19 protein-coding genes are annotated in these 19,304 nt (G+C 68.6%); all 19 read left to right on the top strand.

Translation table 11 applies throughout. From position 1 onward, the window contains the following. The first annotated feature begins 144 nt into the window (after positions 1-144). Positions 145-1,098, top strand: a complete 954-nt coding sequence (locus tag E5843_RS07300) for a chemotaxis protein (RefSeq protein ID WP_134673375.1) — start codon at positions 145-147, stop codon at positions 1,096-1,098. 227 nt (positions 1,099-1,325) lie between these two features. Further along, complete coding sequence (flgB, locus tag E5843_RS07295; RefSeq protein ID WP_141065850.1) at positions 1,326-1,742, top strand: flagellar basal body rod protein FlgB; 417 nt, start codon at positions 1,326-1,328, stop codon at positions 1,740-1,742. A gap of 3 nt (positions 1,743-1,745) precedes the next feature. Then, positions 1,746-2,153, top strand: a complete 408-nt coding sequence (flgC, locus tag E5843_RS07290) for a flagellar basal body rod protein FlgC (protein ID WP_134673373.1) — start codon at positions 1,746-1,748, stop codon at positions 2,151-2,153. A gap of 16 nt (positions 2,154-2,169) precedes the next feature. Then, entirely contained in the window at positions 2,170-2,844 is a 675-nt protein-coding gene (locus tag E5843_RS07285) for a flagellar hook capping FlgD N-terminal domain-containing protein (RefSeq protein ID WP_136412277.1), read from the top strand. A 51-nt stretch (positions 2,845-2,895) separates the two neighbouring features. Continuing rightward, a complete protein-coding gene (gene flgE / locus E5843_RS07280; protein WP_134673371.1) occupies positions 2,896-4,119 on the top strand; it encodes a flagellar hook protein FlgE in 1,224 nt (407 codons plus the stop codon). Positions 4,120-4,251: 132 nt separating this feature from the next. Continuing rightward, on the top strand, positions 4,252-5,001 hold the full coding sequence (locus E5843_RS07275; RefSeq protein WP_136412276.1) for a flagellar basal body rod protein FlgF: 750 nt from the start codon (positions 4,252-4,254) through the stop codon (positions 4,999-5,001). 401 nt (positions 5,002-5,402) lie between these two features. Continuing rightward, positions 5,403-6,188 carry a flagellar basal-body rod protein FlgG gene (flgG, locus tag E5843_RS07270; protein ID WP_134673369.1) on the top strand — a complete coding sequence of 262 codons (786 nt, stop codon included), beginning with the start codon at positions 5,403-5,405 and terminating at the stop codon, positions 6,186-6,188. An 8-nt stretch (positions 6,189-6,196) separates the two neighbouring features. Next, positions 6,197-6,895, top strand: a complete 699-nt coding sequence (gene flgH, locus E5843_RS07265; RefSeq protein ID WP_136412275.1) for a flagellar basal body L-ring protein FlgH — start codon at positions 6,197-6,199, stop codon at positions 6,893-6,895. Positions 6,896-6,955: 60 nt separating this feature from the next. Further along, positions 6,956-8,077, top strand: a complete 1,122-nt coding sequence (locus tag E5843_RS07260; protein WP_136412274.1) for a flagellar basal body P-ring protein FlgI — start codon at positions 6,956-6,958, stop codon at positions 8,075-8,077. 1 nt (position 8,078) lies between these two features. After that, positions 8,079-9,251, top strand: coding sequence for a glucosaminidase domain-containing protein (locus E5843_RS07255; RefSeq protein ID WP_136412273.1), 1,173 nt, complete (start codon positions 8,079-8,081; stop codon positions 9,249-9,251). A 15-nt stretch (positions 9,252-9,266) separates the two neighbouring features. Further along, positions 9,267-11,144: a flagellar hook-associated protein FlgK gene (gene flgK / locus E5843_RS07250; protein ID WP_136412272.1), complete on the top strand. Its 1,878-nt coding sequence runs from the start codon at positions 9,267-9,269 to the stop codon at positions 11,142-11,144. Next, positions 11,141-12,343 carry a flagellar hook-associated protein FlgL gene (gene flgL / locus E5843_RS07245; protein ID WP_141065849.1) on the top strand — a complete coding sequence of 401 codons (1,203 nt, stop codon included), beginning with the start codon at positions 11,141-11,143 and terminating at the stop codon, positions 12,341-12,343. The genes flgK and flgL overlap by 4 nt, the downstream gene beginning before the upstream one ends. Positions 12,344-12,793: 450 nt before the next feature. Next, complete coding sequence (locus E5843_RS07240; protein WP_136412271.1) at positions 12,794-14,017, top strand: flagellin; 1,224 nt, start codon at positions 12,794-12,796, stop codon at positions 14,015-14,017. 204 nt (positions 14,018-14,221) lie between these two features. Beyond that, positions 14,222-15,628 (top strand): flagellar filament capping protein FliD, encoded by a 1,407-nt coding sequence (fliD, locus tag E5843_RS07235; protein ID WP_141065848.1) that lies wholly within the window; start codon positions 14,222-14,224, stop codon positions 15,626-15,628. Positions 15,629-15,639: 11 nt separating this feature from the next. Continuing rightward, positions 15,640-16,056 carry a flagellar export chaperone FliS gene (fliS, locus tag E5843_RS07230; RefSeq protein WP_136412269.1) on the top strand — a complete coding sequence of 139 codons (417 nt, stop codon included), beginning with the start codon at positions 15,640-15,642 and terminating at the stop codon, positions 16,054-16,056. Further along, positions 16,053-16,355: a hypothetical protein gene (locus E5843_RS14385; RefSeq protein ID WP_244240742.1), complete on the top strand. Its 303-nt coding sequence runs from the start codon at positions 16,053-16,055 to the stop codon at positions 16,353-16,355. Before fliS ends, E5843_RS14385 begins: the two co-directional genes overlap by 4 nt. Then, positions 16,352-16,909: a PilZ domain-containing protein gene (locus E5843_RS14380; RefSeq protein WP_244240741.1), complete on the top strand. Its 558-nt coding sequence runs from the start codon at positions 16,352-16,354 to the stop codon at positions 16,907-16,909. Before E5843_RS14385 ends, E5843_RS14380 begins: the two co-directional genes overlap by 4 nt. Before the next feature lie 63 nt (positions 16,910-16,972). Continuing rightward, positions 16,973-17,605: a response regulator transcription factor gene (locus E5843_RS07220; RefSeq protein WP_134673359.1), complete on the top strand. Its 633-nt coding sequence runs from the start codon at positions 16,973-16,975 to the stop codon at positions 17,603-17,605. A gap of 280 nt (positions 17,606-17,885) precedes the next feature. Next, positions 17,886-19,301: an RNA polymerase factor sigma-54 gene (rpoN, locus tag E5843_RS07215; RefSeq protein ID WP_136412267.1), complete on the top strand. Its 1,416-nt coding sequence runs from the start codon at positions 17,886-17,888 to the stop codon at positions 19,299-19,301. Positions 19,302-19,304: the final 3 nt, after the last annotated feature.

The following is a 19,304-nucleotide window of genomic DNA, read 5'->3' as shown; positions in this document are numbered from 1 at the left end:
CGCGAGGTCGGCACATGACGGGCTGCTCGGCGCGGTGGCATCGGGGCCATGGGGGTCCTTGCGGCGGAACGATGGCCCCGCCGATGCAAGCGCCGTGCCGCAAGCGCGGCTCAAGTCGCCCCCGCCCGCGCCGATACCGCCGGCATGTCGCAGGACCTGCTCGACCGTATCGACCAGCGCACCCGCCTCGCCGGCCACAACCGGCTGGCGCTGCTGCTCTTCCGCCTGGGCGGCCGCCAGCTTTTTGGCGTCAACGTCTTCAAGGTGCAGGAGGTGCTGCGCCGTCCGGGGCTGTTCCGCGTGCCGGGCCTGCCCGAACAGTTCGCCGGCGTCGCCGACGTACGCGGCCGCAGCGTGCCGGTGCTCGACCTGGGCCTCGCCATCGCCCATCCGGAACGCGCCCACGACACACCGGGCTACCTGGTGGTCACCGAGTTCAACCGCTCGATCCAGGGTTTCCTGGTCAGCGAGGTCGAACGCATCGTCAACATCGCGGTCGAGGATATCCACCCGCCGCCGGACCTCGGCGCCGAAGGCAGCTACCTCACCGCGGTCACCCGCTACCAGGGCGAGCTGATCCAGGTCATCGACGTGGAAAGCGTGCTGGCGGACATCTCGCAGGCACGGATGGATGCCGAGTTGCCACCGGAATACGCCCTGCCCGCCGACGCACCGCCGATGCAGGTGCTGGTGGTGGACGATTCCCGCGTGGCGCGCCAGCAGATCCGCAGCGTGCTCGACCAGCTGGGCGTCGGCGTGACCCTGCTTTCCGACGGCCGCCAGGCGCTGGACCACCTCTTGCAGTTGCACGCCAGCGGCGAGCCGCCGGCCCAGCGCTACGCGATGATCGTGTCCGACATCGAGATGCCGGCGATGGATGGCTACACCCTGACGACGGAAATCCGCCGCCATCCGGGCCTGGCCGATCTGTTCGTGCTGCTGCACACCTCGCTGTCGGGCGTGTTCAACACCTCGATGGTGAAGAGCGTGGGCGCCAATGCCTTCGTGGCGAAGTACAGCCCGCACGAGCTGGCCGAGCACGTGCTGAAGCGGCTGAACGAGGTTGCCGCCGACGCGGGTGGTCGCCGGGTCGCCTGAGCGAGGGCACCGAGCCCCGGTTTCGGGTCTCCCGGTCGTCACTCCCGCGAAGGCGGGAGTCCAGGGACGTTGCATCCCTGACCGTGTCCCGCGCCACGCCCTCATCCGGCGCTTCGCGCCACCCCCGACCCAGCAGCACCTCGGGGCAGGCTCTTCTCCCACAGGCGGGAGAAGGGTCTGGCACGCCACTTGCACAGTCCCCGGCGAGCGTTTGCCGGAGGGCTGCGATGTCCAACCTGATTTCCTCGTACCTGGGCCTGCAGGCCGATGCGCTGCCGTTGCGCGAGCAGCGCATGAAGCTGATCGCCAGCAACCTGGCCAACGCCGACACCCCCGGCTACCAGGCACGCGACCTCGATTTCAATGCCGCGCTCGCGTCGGCGGCACGCACCCGTGAAGCCGGCGGCACCGCATCGATCCAGCGCGAAACCAATTCCGCGCACATCCCCATCGCCGGCCTCGACGACGCCCTGCAGCCGTTCACCACGGCCCGCGTCGCAGCCCAGCCGAGCCTGGACGGCAACACCGTCGATCCCGATGCCGAGCGCGCCGCCTACGGCCGTGCCGCCCTCGAATACCGCGCCTCGCTCAGCTTCATGGAATCGAAGGTGCGCACCCTCCTGACCGCGATCACGGGACAGTAAGCCATGAGCAACCTGCCGATCTTCGACGTTGCCGGCTCCGCCTTGCAGGCGCAGTCGGTGCGATTGAGCACGCTGGCCAGCAACATGGCCAATGCCGGCTCCGTCGCCGGCTCGCCGGACCAGGTCTACAAGCCGCTGGAGCCGGTATTCCGCGCCACCGCCCACGGCAGCGACCCGGCCCTCACCGGCGTGCAGGTGGCGGGCATCGTCGAGCGCGACACCCCGCCGATCCAGCGCTACGAACCCGGTCATCCGCTCGCCGACGAACAGGGTTACGTGTACGCGCCCGACGTCGATCCGGTCGCGCAGATGGTCAACATGATCTCCGCCTCGCGCAGCTACCAGGCCGGCGTGGAGATGCTCAACACCGCCAAGGAGCTCGCCGTCGCGACCCTGAGCATGGGCCGCTGAGCCCGGAGCACGCACGATGACCAGCATTTCCAGTGACGCCCTCAACAACCTCGGCCTCGGCGGCGCTGCCGGCAAGGTCGGCGGCGACAAGCGCAGCGATTCGCTGGGCCAGGCCGAGTTCCTGCGCCTGATGACCGAGCAGCTCAAGCACCAGGACCCGCTGAATCCGATGGAGAACAGCGCGTTCCTCGGCCAGATGGCCCAGTTCTCCACCGTGCAGGGCATCCAGGCGCTCAACGGCACCGTCAGCGGCTTCGCCAACGCGATGGCCGGCGACCAGCTGATGCGCGGCGCGGCGCTGGTCGGCCGTGACGTGGTGCTGCCGTCGGCGAAGGTTGCGCTCGGTGCGGATGGCGGGGCCAGCGGCCTGGTGGCTGCGCCATCGCCAGGCCTCGTCACCTTCGACATCAGCGACGCCAACGGCCAGCCGGTGCGCCAGGTCGTGGTGCGCGCCGATACCGCGGGTGAAGTGCCGTTCGCCTGGGATGGCACCAATGCCGCCGGCGAGCGCATGCCACCGGGCCAGTACGCCATCACCGCGAAGCATGTCGCCGGCAACGGCGACAGCACCACCCTGAGCACCTACGTGCGCGGCCGCGTCGACAGCGTGTCGGTCGGCGCCGATGGCCTCTACCTCGACATCCAGGGCCTCGGCACCGCGCCGGTCGGCCATGTCCTACGCGTCGGTTGACGACGCACACCCTTCCACGTCCTTCCCGCGCACGACCTCACGGAGTCCGCCATGAGCTTCAACACCTCGCTGTCCGGCATCAACGCGGCCAACGCCAACCTCAACGTCACCGCGAACAACATCGCCAACGTCAACACCACCGGCTTCAAGGAGTCGCGTGCGGAGTTCGCCGACCTGTTCTCCAACAGCACCTACGGCCTGGCGCGCAACGCCATCGGTTCCGGCGTGAAGCTCAGCAACGTGGCGCAGCAGTTCTCGCAGGGCAATATCGACCCCACCGGGCGCAGCCTGGACATGGCGGTCGACGGCGACGGCTTCTTCACCCTCAACAAGAACGGTGCGCGCCTGTACTCGCGTGCCGGCAACTTCCAGACCGATGCGCAGGGCTTCGTCGGCACGCCTGACGGCGCGCGCCTGCAGGTCTATCCGCCGCGCGAAGGCGCAGAGGGTTTCGACATCGGCCGCGTTGGTGACCTGCAGCTGCTCACCACCGACAGCCCGCCGCAGCAGACCAGCCGGGTCAACCTGATGTTCACCCTGCCCGGCAACGCCGCGCAGCCGACCATCGCCGGCTTCGACCCCAGCGAACCCAACAGCTACAACGCCTCCACCGGCGGCATCACCGTGTTCGATTCGCTGGGCGTGAGCCACGTGCAGACCTCGTACTTCGTCAAGACCGCGAATCCGAACGAGTGGGAAGTGCACAACTATGTCGATGGCCAGCCCGCCGGTGCTGCGGTGACCCTGCAGTTCTCCGACTCGGGCGCCCTGCTCGCCCCGGCCGACGGCCGCATCGCGCTGGATCCGTTCACCCCGTCCACCGGTGCCGGCGTGCTCGAGCTCAATCTCGACCTCGCCGGTTCCACCCAGTACGGCGAACGCTTCCAGCTGCGCGACACGCGCCAGGACGGCTATGCCGCCGGCAAGCTCAACGAGATCAGCATCTCCGGCGACGGCGTGGTGTTCGCGCGCTATTCCAATGGCGCCGACCGGCCGCTGGGTCAGATCGCGCTGTCCACCTTCGTCAACCCGCAGGGCCTGCAGGCACAGGGCGAGAACACCTGGGCGGAAAGCTACGCCTCGGGCACGCCGCGCACCGGCGCGCCCGACACCTCGGATTTCGGCCAGATCCAGGCCGGCGCGCTGGAGTCGTCCACCGTCGACCTCACCGCGCAGCTGGTGAACATGATCACCGCGCAGCGCAACTTCCAGGCCAACGCGCAGATGATCTCGACCCAGGACCAGGTCACCCAGACGGTGATCAATATCCGATGAGGCGTGACTGGTGATTGGTGATTCGTGATCGGGAGAGCGGCAACGTGAGGTTGCCGCTCTCCGTCCTGAATCCGATCGCCGTGACCACGCTCTTCCGAATCACCAATCACCAATCCACGAATCACGGCTCCCATGGACAAAGCCCTCTACGTCGCGATGACCGGTGCGCGCTCCACCCTGCAGGCGCAGGGCACGGTGTCGCACAACCTCGCCAATGCCGACACCGCGGGCTTCAAGGCGGCGCTGGCCAATACGCGCGCCTACCGCGTCGAAGGGCCGGGACATGCATCGCGGATCGATGCCCTGCATGTCGACCAGGGTTTCGACAGCCGCGTCGGCGCGCAGCGGGTGACCGGCAATCCGCTGGATGTCTCGCTGCGTCCGGACCGCTGGCTCTCCGTGCAATCGCCGGATGGTGGCGAGGCCTACACCCGCGCCGGAAACCTGTCGCTCACGCCGAACGGCCAGCTGGTCACGTCCGGCGGCCATCCCCTGCTCGACGAGCAGGGCCAGCCGATCGCCCTGCCGCCGCACCAGGCGCTCGACATCGGCCACGACGGCACCGTGTCGATCATCCCGCTGGGCGAAGGCCCGCAGACCATGGCCATGGTCGGCCGCATCCGCGTGGTCGATGCCACGCCGGACCGGCTGACGCGTGGCCTCGACGGGCTGATGCGCAATACCACGCCCGAGCAGCCGCTGGCACAGGCCGCGGGTGACGTGATGACCACCGGCACGCTGGAAGGCAGCAACGTGGATGCGGCCGGCGCGCTGGTGCAGATGATCCAGCTGCAGCGCCAGTTCGAGATGCAGGTGAAGCTGATCCAGCGCGGCGACGACAACGCCCAGGCCGCCAACAGCCTGCTGCGTTTGGGTGGTTGATCGTCTGTATTGCCGCGTAGCGTGCCGCGCCGCGAGCTCTGCGTTCTTCGTTCTTCGTTCTTCGTTCTGCGGCCTGCGTCCTCGAGCCCGAGCCGTGTCTTTCAACCGTCATCCCGCGGAGGCGGGGATCCAGAGACTTCAGCGGCCATGTACGGGGCCAGCGACGTCCATTTCCGGCTCGCCCGAGCAGCGCACCCTGTCGGACCAGCGTGAGCGCTCGGAGCGCCCGCAAGTCCCTGGATCCCCGCCCTCGCGGGGATGACGATGACCGGCCTGGGCCGTCCGCGGCATCGCGGTGACCTGGCTTTGCCCGGCGAACGACAGGCAAAAGCCGTCTCTGGCACACCGATTGCATCAGTCCTCGCGACGGCGCCATTCCGCGCCCGCCCTGAGGAACTTCGATGAACCAGGCTCTCTGGGTTGCCAAGACCGGACTGGACGCGCAGCAGACGCGGATGTCGGTGGTGGCCAACAACCTCGCCAACACCAACACCACCGGTTTCAAGCGCGACCGCGCCAATTTCGAGGACCTGCTGTACCAGCAGGTGCGCCAGCCCGGCGGCGCCACCTCCGCACAGACGCAGTTGCCCTCGGGCCTGCAGCTCGGCACCGGCGTGCGCGTGGTCTCCACCGCCAAGGATTTCCAGCAGGGCAACCCGCAGCAGACCGGTCGCGCGCTCGACGTGATGATCAGCGGCCGCGGCTTCTTCGAAGTGCTGATGCCCGACGGCACCCCCGCCTACACCCGCGACGGCGGTTTCCAGGTCAATGCGCAGGGCGAGCTCGTCACCAGCAGCGGCTACCCGGTGCAGCCCGGCATCCAGATGCCCGAAGGCGCGCAGTCGATGACCATCGGCAAGGACGGCACGATCAGCGTGCAGGTCGCCGGCGAGGCGCAGGCGCTGGAGATCGGCGCGCTCACCATCACCGATTTCATCAATCCCGCCGGCCTGCAGGCGCGCGGCGAGAACCTCTACCTCGAAACCACCGCCTCCGGCCCGGCACAGAACGGTACGCCGGGCCTCAATGGCCTCGGCCAGCTCGAGCAGGGTTCGCTGGAAGGCAGCAACGTCAACGTGGTCGAGGAGCTGGTCAGCATGATCGAGACCCAGCGCGCCTACGAGATGAACGCCAAGGCGATCTCGACCACCGATTCGATGCTGGGCTACCTCAACAACAACGTCTGAGCACCGCGATGAACCTTCTCCTCCGCTGTTCCGCCGTGGTCGCCGTGCTGGCCCCGATGCTGCTGGCCGGCTGCGTCGCCGCCGGCGACGTGCGTCCCTACCCGCCAATCGCACAGACGCAGCCGGCGCCTGTTGCCGTCGCCCATGCCAGCCAGGGTGCGATCTACCAGGCCGGCGGCGGCAATACCGGGCTGTCGTTGTTCGCCGACAAGCGTGCGCGCGACGTCGGCGACCTGCTGACCATCCAGCTGGTCGAGAGCACCGTGGCGCAGACCAATGCGGCAACGCAGGTTGGCAAGGAAAGCAGCATCGGCATCGGCGTGCCGGAGCTGTTCGGCGGCCCGGTGACCATCGACGGCCGCGACGTGCTGAGCGCATCCGCCAGCGGCACGCGTGACTTCGATGCCAGCGGCCGCAGCACGCAGAGCAACCGTCTGCAGGGCAGCATCACCGTGACCGTGGTGCAGCGCCTGCCCAACGGCAACCTGGTCGTCGAGGGCAGCAAGAACCTGCGGCTCAACCAGGGTGACGAACTGGTGCAGGTGCAGGGCGTCGTGCGTCCTTCCGACATCGGTCCGGACAACAGCGTGCCGTCCAGCCGCGTCGCCGACGCGCGCATCGTCTACGGCGGCCGCGGCGCAATCGCGCAATCCAACGCGATGGGCTGGCTCGGCCGGTTCTTCCATTCGCGCCTCTTTCCCTACTGACGAAGGCAACCCCGCTCAGGCGGGGTCCAGCGTCTTCCGCGTCCCAACCAGGCTTCCGCCATGTTCACGATCACCCCGCTCCGCCTGCTCTCCAGCATCATGCTCGCAATCGCCACGCTGGCGATGCCCGCGCATGCGCAGGAACGCATCAAGGACCTTGCCAGCGTCGGCGGCGTGCGTGGCAACGCACTGGTCGGCTACGGCCTCGTGGTGGGCCTCGATGGCAGCGGCGACCGCACCAGCCAGTCGCCCTTCACCGTGCAGAGCCTGCGCAACATGCTCAACGAGCTGGGCGTGACCGTGCCGGCCAACGTCAATCCGCAGCTGAAGAACGTGGCCGCGGTGGCCATCCATGCCGAGCTGCCGCCATTCGCCAAGCCCGGCCAGACCATCGACATCACCGTCTCCTCGATCGCCAATGCGGTCTCGCTGCGTGGCGGCACGTTGCTGATGGCGCCGCTCAAGGGCGCCGACGGCCAGGTGTATGCCATCGCCCAGGGCAGCCTGGTGGTCGGCGGCTTCGGCGCGCAGGGTCGTGATGGCTCGCGGGTGTCGGTGAACGTGCCGAGCGTCGGCCGCATTCCCAATGGCGCGATGGTGGAGCGCGAAGTCGCCGGCGGATTCAGCCAGGGCGGCGAGCTCACCCTCAACCTCAACCGCGCCGACTTCAGCACCGTGTCCAACATGGTCGCCGCACTCGACGCACGCTTCGGCCAGGGCACCGCGCGTGCCGTCGATGGCGTGACGGTCGCCGTGCGTGCACCTTACGACCCGGCCGCGCGCATCGGCTTCCTCGCCGAGGTCGAGAACGTGCAGCTGTCGCCGGGCACCGCGCCGGCCAAGGTCATCGTCAACTCGCGCACCGGCACCGTGGTGATGGGCGCGCAGGTCAAGGTGATGCCCGCCGCGATCGCGCATGGCTCGCTGTCGGTGACGATCACCGAGAGCGTCGATGTCAGCCAGCCGGAAGCCTTCGGTCGCGGCAATACCGTGGTCACCCCGCGCTCGGACATCGCCGTCGACGAGGAAGGCAGCCGCATGTTCAAGTTCGCCGGCGGCACCTCGCTCGACGAGATCGTGCGCGCGGTGAACGCCGTTGGCGCCGCGCCTGGTGACCTGATCGCCATCCTCGAAGCGCTCAAGCAGGCCGGTGCGCTGCGCGCGGAGCTCGAGGTCATCTGACATGCGCATCTCCGGTACGCCCATCGAGCTCAACCCCGCCCAGCGCCACGATGCCGCGCGCATCGACCAGGTCGCGCGCGAGTTCGAAGGCGTGTTCGCGCAGATGATGATCAAGAGCATGCGCGACGCCAGTTTCGGCGATGCGCTGTTCCCGGGCGAGAACCAGCTCTACCGCGACCTCTACGACCAGCGCCTGGCCAAGTCACTGACCGATGGCGAAGGCCTTGGCCTCGCGAAGGTCATCGCACGCCAGCTTGGCGGCGGCGATGGCGATAGGCCGGCGCTGGACACGCAACTGCAGCCCGCATCGGGCGTGGCGCCTGCCCTGCCCTTGCCGCAGACGATGCACCGCCTCGACGCGGTGCCGGACACGCTCAATACGCAGGCGCTCGACCTCATCGCCGGTCGCGAGCCGTCAGCCACGGCGGCCTCGCGCTCGCCGATGGACGGCTTCATCGACAACCTGATGCGCCGCGCACAGCCGGCCATCGACGCCATCGGCGATGCCGCGCAGGCGGTCGGTGCCGCGGTGGTCCGCGCGCCGGCAGCCGTGGCCGATGCGGTGATCGAACCGGCCGCCCGTGCGGTGGCCGCAAGCTTCGGCCCACGCAGCCCGGAAGGTTTCGTCGCCTCGATCTGGGGAGACGCCCAGAAAGCCGCGCGCGAGCTCGGCGTCGATGCGCGCGCGCTGGTCGCGCAGGCCGCGCTCGAAACCGGCTGGGGCCGCCGCATGATCCAGCACGGCAATGGCGGCACCGCGCACAACCTGTTCGGCATCAAGGCCACCGGCTGGAAGGGCGAGCGTGCGGCAGCCACCACCCACGAATACAGCAACGGCGTGCGCCACACCGAGCGTGCCGAGTTCCGTGCCTACGGCTCGCCGGCCGAGAGCTTCGCCGACTACGTGCGCATGATCAAACAGAACCCGCGCTACCGGCAGGCGCTGGAATCCGGCGGCGACGTGCGCCGTTTCGCGTCCGCCCTGCAGCGTGCCGGCTACGCCACCGATCCGCGCTACGCCGACAAGATCAGTTCCATCGCCAACGGCCCGACACTCGAGCGTGCGTTGTCGGCGATCGGCAACCAGGCGCGCAACCTCGCCGGCGCCGCCGCGCAGCCCACCAATATCCTCGCCAGCGCGGCCGATGCGGCCCGCCAGGCCGTCCTTCGCTGACGCAGGAACGTCGCCATGCCCAACGTCCTTTCCACAGGCACCAGCGCACTGCTCGCATTCCAGCGGGCGCTGTCGACGGTCAGCCACAACGTCGCCAACATCAACACGCCGGGCTACAGCCGCCAGCGGGTCGATTTCGAGGCGCGCAGCCCGCAGTTCGTGGGCGCGGGGTACATCGGGCGCGGCACCCAGATCAGCGACATCCGCCGCGTGGCCGATGAACTCGCCAATGCGCGGCTGATCGACAGCGGCGGCGAACTCGCCCGGCTGCAGCAGCTGTCGTCGATGGCGAACCGTGTCGATGCGCTGATGTCGGACAAGGCCACAGGTATCGCCGGGTTGTGGTCGGGGTTCTTCGACTCGGTGAGCGCGCTGTCGTCAAACGCATCCGCGCCGGCCGAGCGCCAGAACATGCTGGGCCAGGCGAACGCACTGACCACGCGCTTCTCGCAGCTGCAGGGCCAGTTCGACATGCTGGGCCGCGAGGTCAATGGCGGGCTGGTGGCCGGTGCCGACGAGATCAACCGCCTCGCCGGCGAGATCGCGCGGATGAACGGGCAGATCGGCACCGCCAGCAGCGCCGCGCCGGATCTGCTCGACCGCCGCGAACAGCTGGTCGCCGAACTGGTGACGTACACCGGCGGCACCGCCGTGCAGCAGGATGGCGGCGCGCTCAACGTGTTCACCGCGGGCGGCCAGGCGCTGGTGGTCGGCACCCAACCGTCGCAGCTGACCACGGTGCCCGACCCGTACCGACCCGAACGCCTGCAGCTCGCGCTGCAGACGCAGGGCCAGACCATCCGCATCGACGAGCGGGTGATGGGTGGACGCATCGGCGGCCTGCTGGAATTCCGCAGCCAGGTGCTGGACCCCGCGCAGTCCGAACTCGGTCGCATCGCGCTTGGCCTGGTGACCACTTTCAACGCCGGCCATGCCGCCGGCATGGACCAGCATGGCGCGATGGGCGCTGAGTTCTTCCGCGTGCCACCGCCGTCTGCCAACGCCCACGCCGGCAACGCCGGTGATGCGCACCTTGCCGCCAGCGTGTCCGATCTCGGCGCCGTCGATGGTCGCAACCTGGTCCTGCAATGGCGCGGCGGCACCTGGTCGGCCACCGATGCCAGCACCGGCGTGGCGGTGCCGCTCGCCGGTACGGGCAGCGCTGCCGATCCTCTGCAGGTCGGCGGGCTGTCGCTGGTGATGAGCGGCACGCCACAGGACGACGACCGCTTCCTGCTGCAGCCGACCGCACAGGCCGCCGGCGGCATCGGCGTCGCGATCACCGACCCGGCCCGCATCGCCGCGGCATCGCCGGTGCGCGTGCAGGCGACCCTGGACAACCTCGGCAGCGGCAAGGCCACCGGCCTGCGCGTAAGCGACCCCGCGCATGCCGATCTTCTCGCCACGGCCAATATCGAATTCCTCGACGGCGACAGCTACTCGATCAATGGGGGCGCGGCCGTGACCTGGGCGCCCGGCGACGTGATCGCCGCCAATGGCTGGTCGTTCACCCTCGATGGCGTGCCCGCCGCCGGCGACAGCTTCAGCGTCGGCCGCAATGGCGCCGGCTCCAGCGACAACGGCAACGCAGCGCTCCTAGCCGGCTTCGATGACCGCCGTGACCTCAATGGCGGCAACCTCAGCCTCAACGGCGCGATCGCCGGCCTGACCACCGCGGTGGGCTCCGCCGCGCGCCAGGCCGAGTACGCCGCCGAGGCCCAGGGCGTGCTGCACGAACAGGCGCAGGCCGCGCGCGACCGCGTGTCCGGCGTCAACCTCGACGAGGAGGCCGCCAACATGCTCCGCCTGCAGCAGGCCTACCAGGCCGCCGCGCAGATCATCTCCACCGCCGACACCATGTTCCAGACCCTGCTGGGAGCCGTGCGCCGATGAGCAATCGTATTTCGACTGGGATGCTGTACCAGCAGTCGATCTCCACCCTGCAGTCGAAGCAGGCGCAGCTTGCGAAGCTGCAGCAGCAGCTGGCCACGGGGCAGAAGCTGATTACCGCCAAGGACGATCCGGTCGGCGCCGGTGCTGCGGTCGGCATGGACCGCGCGCTTGCGGCGCTGGAGCGCTTCGAGGCCAACGGCAACACGGTGCGCCATCGTCTGGGCATGCAGGAAAGCGTGCTGACCCAGGCCGGCGGCATGATGGGGCGTATCAACGAGCTGACCGTGCAGGCCAATGGCGGCGCGCTGTCCGACGGCGACCGCAAGGCCATCGCCATCGAGGTCACCAGCCTGCGCGACGGCCTGCTGGACCTCGCCAACAGCACCGATGGCACCGGCCGCTACCTGTTCGGCGGCACCCAGGATGGCAGTGCGCCATTCGCACGTACCGGCACCGGCGTGATCTACGGCGGCGACCAGACCCAGCGCCAGGTCGAGATCGCACCGCAGATGTTCGTCGCCGATGCCCTGCCCGGCAGCGAGGTCTTCCTGCGCGTGCGCGCCGGCGACGGCCGCATCGACGCGGCCGCAGCAGCGGGCAATACCGGCACCGGCCAGATCGGCAGCTTCGGCCTGGTGGATTCCGCACAGTGGGATGGCGGCCGCTACAGCATCGCCTTCGGCGCCGACGCGTCGTACACCGTCACCGATGCAGGCGGTACCGAAGTCGCCACCGGCGTCCATGTGCCGGGCGAGGCGATCACCTTCGCCGGCGCACAGATCGTGCTGCGTGGCGCCCCCGCCGATGGCGACAGCTTCGAGGTCTCGGCCGCGGGCACGCGCGACATCTTCGCCACCGTCGATCGCCTGCTCGGCGCATTGCAGATGAGCGCCACCACCGATACGCAACGCGCAGCGCAGCAGAACGCGCTGCAGTCCTCGATGCGCGACATCGCCACCGCGCAGGAGCACATGATCGACGCCCGCGCCAGCGGCGGCGCACAGCTCTCCGCGCTGGACAACGCCGCCAGCCTGCGCGACGCGCAGGGCCTCACGCTGGAAACCACACTCTCCGGCCTGCGCGATCTCGACTACGCCGACGCCATCGCCCGCTTCGACCTCGAGAAGGTCGCACTCGAAGCCGCACAGCTCAGCTTCGTGCAGATGCAGCGCCTGTCGCTGTTCAACCTGATCCGCTGACGCTTCTGACACTTCGAACGCTCTGGCCCTTCTCCCGCCCGCGGGAGAAGGTGCCCCGCAGGGGCGGATGAGGGCATCCCGTAGCGCGGATAAGCGAAGCGCATCCGGGATCGCACCCGTGTCGCACATCCGGCATCACCGCATCCCGGATGCGGCCTCCGGCCTTATCCAGGCTACGCGTAGACACGGGTTGTACGTGACCGCGCGATCCCGCACCGCGCCTGCGCGTGGAGGCACTCCCTACCCGGCCCTAAACCCCCGCCCCACCCTGCCGTTAATGCTCCCGTGACCGAAAGGGCACGCGGATCGCCGGCAACGCAGCATTAAAGCTTGACGACGACACGCCGTTAATGCTCACAGCAGAGGACAGGGCCGAACAACGGCAACCACCCTGCGGAGCCACCGGCCAGGCCCTGTTCCCGTGCCGGATTCCCAAACCAGGAGACCCGCATCATGTCCGTCATCAACACCAACACCATCTCGCTCAACGCCCAGCGCAACCTGGCAACGAACTCCGCCAGCCTGTCGACCTCGATCCAGCGCCTGTCGTCGGGTCTGCGCATCAACAGCGCCAAGGACGACGCCGCCGGCCTCGCGATCTCCGAGCGCTTCAGCACCCAGATCCGCGGCATGAACCAGGCCGCCCGCAACGCCAACGACGGCATCTCGCTGGCGCAGACTGCCGAAGGCGCGCTGGGCGAGATCGGCAACAACCTGCAGCGCATCCGTGAGCTGGCCGTGCAGTCCTCGAACGCCACCAACTCCAAGGGCGACCGCGAGGCGTTGCAGAAGGAAGTGAACCAGCTCGTCGCCGAGATTGACCGCGTGGCCAAGCAGACCAGCTTCAACGGTACCAACCTGCTCGATGGCAGCTTCTCCGGCAAAGCCTTCCAGGTCGGTGCCGATGCCGGTCAGTTGATTTCCGTCGACAGCATCACCAATGCACAGACCAATGCTCTGGGTGCCGGTCTGTTCGCCAAGGGCACCATCGACGCGGTCGCCGTTACTACTAGCGATGATGGCGGCACCCCCGCCGCGCACAGCTACACCGAAATCACTGTCGCCGATTTCACAATCGGTGGCGTTGAGTTTGCAGGCAGCACCATTGCCGCGTCCGGCAATGTCTACGAAAGTGCTGCGGATGCTGAAGCCGCCGGCGAGCTCGCGGCAGCGAACTATTACGTCAGCACCATTAACGCCAAGGCGGCTGAAACGGGGGTGGGTGCCTCGCTCACTGTGGACGGCGATGGTGTTCCGACCGGTGCGGTGGAGCTGTTTTCTACGAAGGCAGGTGAAGTGGGCGATTCGATTGACACCAACCTGACTGGCACCTTCTCTGCCTTGGCTGCCACTGACAAGACTGCCGTGACCAACGTCGACATCAGCAACTTCGCGGGCGCTCAGCGCGCTATCTCGATTATGGACTCGGCACTGAATGACGTGAACTCTTCTCGCGCGGACCTCGGTGCGATCCAGAACCGTTTCAGCTCGGTTGTCGCCAACCTGCAGACCACGTCGGAGAATCTGTCGGCCTCGCGCAGCCGGATCATGGACACCGACTTCGCCAAGGAAACCGCCGAGCTGTCGCGCACCCAGGTGCTGCAGCAGGCCGGTACCGCGATGCTGGCGCAGGCCAACCAGATCCCGCAGAACGTGCTCAGCCTGCTGCGCTGAGTGCTGCGGATCATCGGGACGGCCTTCGCCGTCCCAGTTCAAAGGCCTCCGGACCCATCCGGGGGCCTTTCTGCTTTTCGGACCCGTGAGCAGAACAAGGCACGCAACTTGCACGGCTCAAGGATCGCGGCGTGTGGCCGCTATCCCTGATGTCCCGGCGCGCCGGGGCGGCCTGCCCGGCCTGCCGGGCGACGGAGACCTGACATGGCGGACTATTCCTTCGGTTACGGCGGCATCGGCTCGGGGCTCGACATCAGTGGCATCGTCAGCCAGCTGGTCGCGGCCGACCGTGCGCCGCAGAACGCCCGCCTCAACACCCTGGAATCGACGACCAAGTTCAAGCTCTCCGGCCTGGGCAGCGTCGCCTCCGCCTTCGATGCACTCAAGACCGCGCTCGACGGCCTGCAGAAGGTGGATGCGCTGGGTGCTCGCACGGTCGGCTCGACCATGCTGTCGCTGGCGTCGGGTAGCACCGCAAACGCGACCTCCGATGCGGTGCTCACTCCCACCGTCGGGCGCAATACACCGGTTGGCAGTTACCAGGTCGAGGTGCTGTCCCTGGCCACTGCCCACAAGCTGCTGGGCACCGGCACCGAGGTCGGCAGCAAGTTCTCCGCCGGGACGCTGCGCGTGGCGATCGGCGAGGACTCGGTCGACGTTGCGATCAAGGCCGATGCGACGCTCGCCGACATCCGCAGCGCGATCAACGATGCCGCCGGGAAGCATGGCGTGCAGGCCGCGTTGCTGACTTCCGACGCCGGCCATCATCTTTCGCTCGGCAGTGCCAAGACCGGCGCGGCGAACGGCATCACGATCGAGATGGTCGAAGGCGACAGCGATCTGCAGTCGCTGGTCCAGGGCCTGGCCCAACAGTCTCCCGCAGCCGATGCAAAGGTCGTGATCGACGGCCTGCTGACCACCGCGGCGAGCAACACCATCAAGGACGCCGTACCCGGCATGACCCTGGTGCTGAAGCAGGCGGGCACCAGCCGCGTCGACGTCAGCGCCGATCCCGCCGGCAGCCGCGCGGCCGTGGATGGCTTCGTCAAGGCCTACAACGCCGCACTCAAGGCAATTGGCACCGCGACCACCTACAACGCCGAAACCAAGACGCCGTCGTCGCTGACCGGCGATGCGCAGATGCGTGGCGCCGCGTCGCAGCTGCGCAACGTGATGAACGACCTGCTCGGCGGCCTTGCAGCGCAGGGCCTCGATGCGAAGACCCTGGGCCTGCAGACGCAGGGGTTTCCGAATCCCGACGGCAGCCTGGTGCTGGACTCGACGAAGTTCAACGAGGCGATGGCAAGCAATTCGGCCAGGGTCATCGCCGCATTCACTGGCGAAACCGGCCTTGCCGCGAAGCTCAACGACGTGGTCAAGCGTTACGTCGGCACCGACGGCGCACTCACCCTGCGTACCAAGGGCCTGAACGACCAGCTCAAGGACGTCGCCAAGCAACGCGAAGCGCTCGACGTGCGGATGGACGCGGCCGCGAAGCGTTACCGCACCCAGTTCGTCGCGCTCGATTCACTGATGGCGCAGATGACCTCGACCAGCAGCGCGCTGGCGCAGCAGCTTTCAGCGCTGTCGGCGCAGACCAGCAACCGCTAGGAGCCACCCCCATGATGTCGCGCAATTACGCCCAGCAGTACCGCCAGAGCCAGCTCGAGGGTGCGGTGATGGATGCCGACCCGCACAAGCTGGTCGCACTGTTGCTGTCGGGGGCGTGCGAGCGCATCCGCCTGGCCGAGGCCTGCCTGGAGCGCGGTGACCCGGCCCGCAAGGGCAAGGCGATCGGCGAAGCCTGCGCCATCGTCGGGCACCTCAACGGCTCCCTGGACCACGAGGCCGGCGGCGAGGTCGCAAGCAACCTGTCGTCGCTGTACGACTACGTCCTGCGGCGGCTGACCGAAGCCAACCTCGACAACGATGTCGAGGCGCTCCGGGAGTGTCTGTCGCTGCTTGGCGAGATCGAAACCGCATGGAACGCCATCCGCCCGGCGGTGGTCGGCAACGTGCCCGCGAGTGCCACGGCATGAGCCTGACATCCCTGCAACAGCTCGCAACGGAGTTGGCTTCCCTCGAGGCGGCGCTGGATTGCCGCGACCTCGATGGTGCGCAGGCCATCATGTCGAGCTACGACCGCGAGCTGCGAGGCTACATCGAACGTACCGGCAGCTCCGTTCCGATGGATGGATTGCGTACGCTGCTGCGGATGCAGAACGAACTGCTGACGACGATGCACGAATTGCGCGAGTCGCTCGGGCGGGAAGCACGGGACGCCCAGCGCAGCGGCCACGCCTCGCGCGCCTATGCGGCGGTCGGGGTCGCGCTGTGACTTCGGCCGGCGGACACACGGGCACGACGGCGGAGCACCGGCTGTTCGCCGACGTGCTCAGCTGCGAGCTCGCCCTGCCCGTCTCGATTGCAACTTCCGACAGCCGTGGTCGCCAGGCGCAGGCGGTGACCCTGCTGTCCGGCCTCGCCCAGATCGAGGACCTGCGCAAGGACGACGGCGGCGAGGAGCATGGCGACCTGCCGCTGCTCGCCCAGCGGATGGATGCCAAGCTCGACCTCATCCTTGCGTTGCTTGGGCGCCTCGCGCGCCAGGTCGACGGCATGCCCGAGCACGAGTTGCGCTGGTCGCGGCATGGCCTGCGCATCGACCTCGCCGACGTGCCCGCGCTGGATGCGGGCACGCCCGTGCTGGTGAAGCTGCAGCCTGCGGACTGGCTGCCCGACCACGTGGAACTGCCGGCCACGGTGCTCGATGTCGTCGGCCACCGCGTGTGGCTGGCGTTCGCGGACCTGCGTCCCGATCTCGCCGAGGCGCTCGACCGCCACCTGTTCCGCCTGCACCGCCGCCAGATCGCCGAGCAGCGCCGGCGCTGAGCCGGCGGCTCGCGTATCCTTGGCCGGGCAACACGGCCAGGTGGCCGGGGGAGACACCGACCGGTGCGCGTACTGATCGTTGACGACCACACCCTTGTCCGCGCGGGGCTTACCCGCCTGTTGCAGGGTTTCGGCGATGTGGACGTCTGCGGCGAAGCGAGCCGCGCCGACGAGGCCTTCGACCTCAGCCTGATCCATCGCCCCGACGTGGTGCTGATGGACCTGTCCCTGCCCGGCCGCAACGGCATCGAGGCGATGGTCGCCATCCGCAACGAACTGCCCGCCACGCGGGTGCTGATCATGTCGATGCACGACGACTCGCAGCACGTGCGCACCGCGATCGAGCGCGGCGCCTGCGGCTTCATCGTCAAGGATGCAGCGCCACTGGAACTCGAACTCGCGCTGCGCACGGCGATGTCGGGCCAGGTGTTCCTCAGCCCGCGGCTGTCGTCGCGGATGATGGCGCCGATGTTCGGACGCGAGAAGGCGGTGGGCGTGGATGCGCTGTCGCCGCGCCAGCGGCAGATCCTCGGCATGATCGGCCGCGGCCTGGGCAACAAGGAAATCGGCGCCGAGCTCGGCATCAGCGTCAAGACGGTGGAAACCCACCGCGCGCGGATGATGGAAGCGCTGGGCTGCCGTCGCGCCAACGAGCTGGTGGTGCTCGCGGCGAGGCATCAGCAGGAAGTGGTGTAGCGGCGACCTGCGAACAGCCCAGTCGCGTTGTCCAGGTGGCGCGGGTTGCATGATAAGGCCACGTCCATGGGTCCCCGCCTTCGCGGGGACGACGGCAGCATCAGTCCGTGAGATGTGACCGCCGTCGGAATTCCGCCGGCCTCGGCAGAAAAGGCGTAAGGGAATCCCCTACAGGTGTCGGTCGATCACCTGGCGGCGCCGGGTTCTTCCCGATACAGATCCCGTCGCGGCGGCTTCACGATGTCTCCACACGCACCGTGACCGGTGTTTCGGAGTCGCCATGAAGGCCAGCGCCACCACCTCGATGCAGCTCGGCCAGCAGCTGCACATGACCCCGCAGCTGCTGCAGTCGATCCGTCTGCTGCAGCTCGATGGCCTGCAGCTGGAGCTGGAAATCCGCCGCGTGCTGGAACACAACCCGCTGCTGGAACTCGACGAGGAACCCGTTGCAAGCGCGATGCCAGAACCGGCCGACGCGCAGGCCGAGGTCGCCTCGTTCGACGAGCTGCCGGAAACATCGATGTGGGACGTGCGCGGTGCGGGCTGGAACGATGCCGACGACGATGGCATGCAGCGCATCGCCGCCGGTGAGTCCACCGATCCGCAGCTGCGCATCCTGCAGCGGCTGGCGGCCGAGCTGGATACCCGCGATCTCGAGGTCGCGGCCTATTGGCTGGAGAACTGCGATGACGCCGGTTACCTGACGGCACCGCTGGACGCGCTGACCCGCCGCGCCTGCGCGCTGTTCGACCGGCACGCAAGCGAGATCGAAGGCGTGCGCCAGCGCCTGCTTGCCGGTGACCCGGCCGGCGTTGCCGCATGCGACCTGCGCGAGTGCCTGCTTGCACAGCTCGCGGCCCTGCCCGGCACGGTCGCCGCCCGCCCGCTGGCCGCGCGCCTGATCCGCGATGCGCTCGATGCACTGGCGGCGCATGACATCGGTGCGGTCGCACGTCGGCTTGGCTGTGACGAAGCCGATGCCCACGAAGCTGTGCGGCTGGTGCTGTCGCTGGACCCGAAGCCCGGCGAAGCCGGTGCACCCGAAGCGGACCAGGCGGTGGTGCCGGACGTGGTGGTGTGGAAGGCCGACGCCGGCTGGCGCGTGGCACTCAATCCGCGCTCCACGCCGCGGATATCGATCAACGCCGGCTACGAGCGCGCCGTCGCCGAAGGCGAAGGTGGCGCCGCCACCGCGCCGATGCGCGAGCTGCTGCAGGAAGCGCGCTGGTTCACCCGCGGCCTGTCGATGCGCTATGACACCCTGCTGCGCACCGCGCGGGTGATCGTCGAGCGCCAGGCCGCGTTCCTCGAACAGGGCGAGGAAGCGATGGCACCGCTGACGCTCAAGGAAGTCGCCGACGCCATCGGCATGCACGAATCCACGGTCTCGCGCATCACCACCGGCAAGTACCTGCAGACGCCGCGCGGCACCATCGAGATGAAGCGCTTCTTCGCGGTGCGCCTGGACGGCGCGAATGTCTCCGGCGCCGCGGTCAGGGCGATGGTCAAGCGCCTGATCGATGCCGAACCCGCACAGCGCCCCCTCGCCGACGACGCCATCGCCGCCCTGCTCGCCCGACAGGGCGTGCACATCGCGCGGCGCACGGTCGCCAAGTACCGCGAGCAGCTCGACATCGCGCCGGCACGCGCACGCCGCAACGCGCGTTCCCACACCCTGCTGGCCCGGACGGGCTGAGGC

Origin of the sequence: Luteimonas yindakuii, assembly GCF_004803715.2 — a bacterium.
GTDB classification, from domain to species: Bacteria; Pseudomonadota; Gammaproteobacteria; order Xanthomonadales; family Xanthomonadaceae; genus Luteimonas; species Luteimonas yindakuii.
This window is presented reverse-complemented; position numbering and strand designations above follow the sequence as displayed.

Bases quoted from the DNA above. Each gene is read 5' to 3' on its own strand.
- flgE (WP_134673371.1), top strand. From the start codon at position 2,896: ATGAGCTTCAACACCTCGCTGTCCGGCATCAACGCGGCCAACGCCAAC.
- E5843_RS07285 (WP_136412277.1), top strand. From the start codon at position 2,170: ATGACCAGCATTTCCAGTGACGCCCTCAACAACCTCGGCCTCGGCGGC.
- fliD (WP_141065848.1), top strand. From the start codon at position 14,222: ATGGCGGACTATTCCTTCGGTTACGGCGGCATCGGCTCGGGGCTCGAC.
- E5843_RS14385 (WP_244240742.1), top strand. From the start codon at position 16,053: ATGAGCCTGACATCCCTGCAACAGCTCGCAACGGAGTTGGCTTCCCTC.
- E5843_RS07255 (WP_136412273.1), top strand. From the start codon at position 8,079: ATGCGCATCTCCGGTACGCCCATCGAGCTCAACCCCGCCCAGCGCCAC.
- E5843_RS07260 (WP_136412274.1), top strand. From the start codon at position 6,956: ATGTTCACGATCACCCCGCTCCGCCTGCTCTCCAGCATCATGCTCGCA.
- fliS (WP_136412269.1), top strand. From the start codon at position 15,640: ATGATGTCGCGCAATTACGCCCAGCAGTACCGCCAGAGCCAGCTCGAG.
- E5843_RS07275 (WP_136412276.1), top strand. From the start codon at position 4,252: ATGGACAAAGCCCTCTACGTCGCGATGACCGGTGCGCGCTCCACCCTG.
- flgC (WP_134673373.1), top strand. From the start codon at position 1,746: ATGAGCAACCTGCCGATCTTCGACGTTGCCGGCTCCGCCTTGCAGGCG.
- flgB (WP_141065850.1), top strand. From the start codon at position 1,326: ATGTCCAACCTGATTTCCTCGTACCTGGGCCTGCAGGCCGATGCGCTG.
- flgK (WP_136412272.1), top strand. From the start codon at position 9,267: ATGCCCAACGTCCTTTCCACAGGCACCAGCGCACTGCTCGCATTCCAG.
- flgG (WP_134673369.1), top strand. From the start codon at position 5,403: ATGAACCAGGCTCTCTGGGTTGCCAAGACCGGACTGGACGCGCAGCAG.
- flgL (WP_141065849.1), top strand. From the start codon at position 11,141: ATGAGCAATCGTATTTCGACTGGGATGCTGTACCAGCAGTCGATCTCC.
- rpoN (WP_136412267.1), top strand. From the start codon at position 17,886: ATGAAGGCCAGCGCCACCACCTCGATGCAGCTCGGCCAGCAGCTGCAC.
- E5843_RS07300 (WP_134673375.1), top strand. From the start codon at position 145: ATGTCGCAGGACCTGCTCGACCGTATCGACCAGCGCACCCGCCTCGCC.
- flgH (WP_136412275.1), top strand. From the start codon at position 6,197: ATGAACCTTCTCCTCCGCTGTTCCGCCGTGGTCGCCGTGCTGGCCCCG.